2 protein-coding genes are annotated in these 3,011 nt (G+C 40.8%); both read left to right on the forward strand.

What is annotated here, in order from left to right:
* Positions 1-92 precede the first annotated feature (92 nt).
* Positions 93-1,556: a glycolate oxidase subunit GlcD gene (gene glcD, locus V7659_RS19105; protein WP_335541428.1), complete on the forward strand. Its 1,464-nt coding sequence runs from the start codon at positions 93-95 to the stop codon at positions 1,554-1,556.
* Positions 1,553-2,878: a (Fe-S)-binding protein gene (locus tag V7659_RS19110; protein WP_335541431.1), complete on the forward strand. Its 1,326-nt coding sequence runs from the start codon at positions 1,553-1,555 to the stop codon at positions 2,876-2,878. The genes glcD and V7659_RS19110 overlap by 4 nt, the downstream gene beginning before the upstream one ends.
* Positions 2,879-3,011: the final 133 nt, after the last annotated feature.

Genomic DNA, 3,011 nt, shown 5'->3' on the forward strand with positions numbered 1-3,011 from the left:
CCATAGCAGGCAGACGCCTGTTTTTTTTATACTTAATTTAGAACATAAAATCATTTAACTTGTAAGCGTATTCAGTGAATGGAGGAAACAGAATGCTTTCCAAAGTAGTAAAAGACAAATTAATCAGCATTGTTTCACAGGAAAATTTTGATGATGCTAAAACCGAAAGACTTGTTTATTCCTATGATTCAACACCAAACTTGCAGGCAATGCCGGATGCGGTTGTCAGCCCAAGGAATACAAAGGAAGTCTCAGAAGTTGTTAAGGTATGTAATGAAAATAAAGTGCCTATTGTACCGCGAGGTTCTGGGACAAATCTTTGTGGAGGTACCTGCCCAACTGAGGGTGGCGTAGTTATTCTTTTCAAGCATATGAACAGAATTGTTGATCTAGATGAGGCAAATTTAACGATTACTGTCCAGCCAGGCGTCATTTGCCTCGATGTAGCTAACGCCGCTTCAGCAAAAGGACTTTTTTATCCGCCCGATCCAGGTTCAATGAAAATTGCCACGATTGGTGGATCTATTAACGAAAACTCTGGTGGATTACGTGGACTTAAATATGGAGTCACCCGGGATTATGTGATCGGTCTTGAAGTTGTCATGCCAAACGGGGATATCATAAGAACAGGTGGAAAACTGGCAAAAGATGTCGCAGGTTATGACCTAACCCGGTTAATGGTTGGCTCTGAAGGAACTCTTGGGATCATCACTGAAGCAATTTTAAAGCTAATCCCCATGCCTGAAACCAAGAAAACGATGCTAGCCTTGTATCAGGATCTAGAAGCTGCAGCAAAATCTGTTTCCAAAATTATCGCTAATAAAATTATACCTATCACACTTGAGTTCCTAGATCAACCTACGATTAGAGTAGTCGAAGACTATTCTCAAATTGGATTACCTACAGACGTTCAAGCAGTTCTATTAATTGAACAAGATGGCTCACCTGAAGTCGTCGAACGTGATATTGAAAAAATCATAAAGGTTTGTGAGCAGGAAGGTGCCGTCTCCGTTCAAGTAGCATCTTCAGAGGAAGAAGCGTTAGCCTTAGCTGCTGCAAGGCGCACAGCACTTTCTGCACTTGCACGACTCAAGCCAACTACTGTACTTGAAGATGCTACTGTCCCAAGGTCAGAACTAGCGAAAATGGTAAACGCGATCAATAACATTGCTGACAAATACAATCTGCAAATTTGTACTTTTGGCCATGCAGGTGATGGAAATCTCCACCCGACATGCCCAACGGATGCCAGAAATCATGAAGAAATGGAACGTGTCGAGATGGCTTTTGCTGAAATCTTTGAAAAAGCAGTGGAACTTGGCGGAACCATTACAGGTGAGCATGGTGTCGGAGTTATGAAAGCGCCTTATCTTGAATGGAAACTGGGTAAAGAAGGGATTGCCGTAATGAAAGCCATTAAGCAGGCTTTAGATCCAAATAATATCATGAATCCAGGTAAGGTTTTTGCTAAAAGTTATCGAAAGCGCGTGGTAGTTTCTGGCCAAGGAACAGTATTAGCAGCAGACGACAAAAAACACATGGTGGTTTCAAAATGACAACTGTGAAAGAAAAAGAAATCATCCAAGAACAGTTTAAAGTGAGAATGAATGAAGATGAATTATTAAATTGTATGCGCTGCGGCTTTTGTTTACCCGCTTGTCCCACATATATTGAATCAGGCTATAAAGAATCACATTCCCCGCGAGGCAGAATCGCCTTAATGAAGGCTGTTACCGATGGTTTAATTGAACCGGATGAAGATTTTGAGCGTTCGCTTAACCTATGTCTTGGTTGCGTGGCATGTGAAACTGTTTGCCCATCTGGAGTAAAGTATGGCCATTTACTCGAAGAAGCACGTGATATTGTCAGTCAGAATAAGAAGTACTCATTATCGACTAGTATCGTTCGAAAAACTGTTTTCGAACGATTGTTCCCACATCCAAAGCGAATGAAAAATGTGACAGGGTTGATTGGGTTTTACCAACGGTCTGGTTTACAAACTATGGCGAGAAAAATTGGATTTTTAGGTATTTTGCCAGAGCATCTAACCTTAATGGAAAAAGTACTACCTTCAGTATCAACGATGAAAGAATTGAAAAATAGACCGGTTCATGCAGAACCAATTGGAAAACAAACACACAGAGTTGCCTTCTTTAGTGGCTGTTTAATGGACTCCATGTTTATGAAAACAAATGATGCTACCATCAAATTACTCCAATTGGCTGGCTGTGAAATTGTTATTCCTGAGGAGCAAACATGTTGTGGTGCCCTGCACGGTCATTATGGTGAAAAGGGTGGTTCAAAAGATCTTGCCAAGAGAAATATCAAAGCTTTTAAGGATTTAAATGTTGATTTTATCATTACGAATGCCGGCGGTTGTGGCGCATTCTTACTTGGTTATGATCATTTATTAAAAGAAGACCCTGAGTGGGGCGAACGAGCAAAGAAATTTACAGAAAAAATTCAAGATGTATCCGAAATTTTAGTTTTAGTTAACTTCCATGAAAGAGTGAAATTAGAGCTTCCATCTCAAATAATTACTTATCAGGATTCGTGTCATTTAAGGAATGTAATGAAAACTGCATCTGCACCTAGGCTCCTTCTGCAGTCTATTAAAGGAGCGGAGTATGTTGAAATGAAAGATGCGGACCGTTGCTGCGGTTCTGCCGGCATTTACAATATTATCGAATCAGAAATGTCGATGAAAATGCTTGATTACAAAATGGTCCAAGCCAAAAATACCCATGCTACCACAATTGTAACTGCTAACCCAGGCTGCTTATTACAAGTAAAGGTTGGGATTGAAAAGGAAAGACTCGCTGAGAAAATGAGAGGTGTTCACATCGTTGACCTATTATTAGAGGCAGTCAAGGAATAGGAGGAAGGAGCCGTTTGGCTCCTTTTTATTTTTTTGGCTGTGTTAAAGATTAATATTAATTTTGACACTCTGTTGATTGGAGTGGAAGGCACGAAGACTCCTGCGGGAGGACGGGGCAGGGGAGACCCCGCAG

The sequence above is a fragment of the Neobacillus drentensis genome (assembly GCF_036966985.1).
GTDB lineage: Bacteria > Bacillota > Bacilli > Bacillales > Cytobacillaceae > Neobacillus > Neobacillus drentensis_E.

Excerpts from the sequence above, each read along its gene's own strand:
- glcD (WP_335541428.1), top strand. The coding sequence starts at position 93 with ATGCTTTCCAAAGTAGTAAAAGACAAATTAATCAGCATTGTTTCACAG.
- V7659_RS19110 (WP_335541431.1), top strand. The coding sequence starts at position 1,553 with ATGACAACTGTGAAAGAAAAAGAAATCATCCAAGAACAGTTTAAAGTG.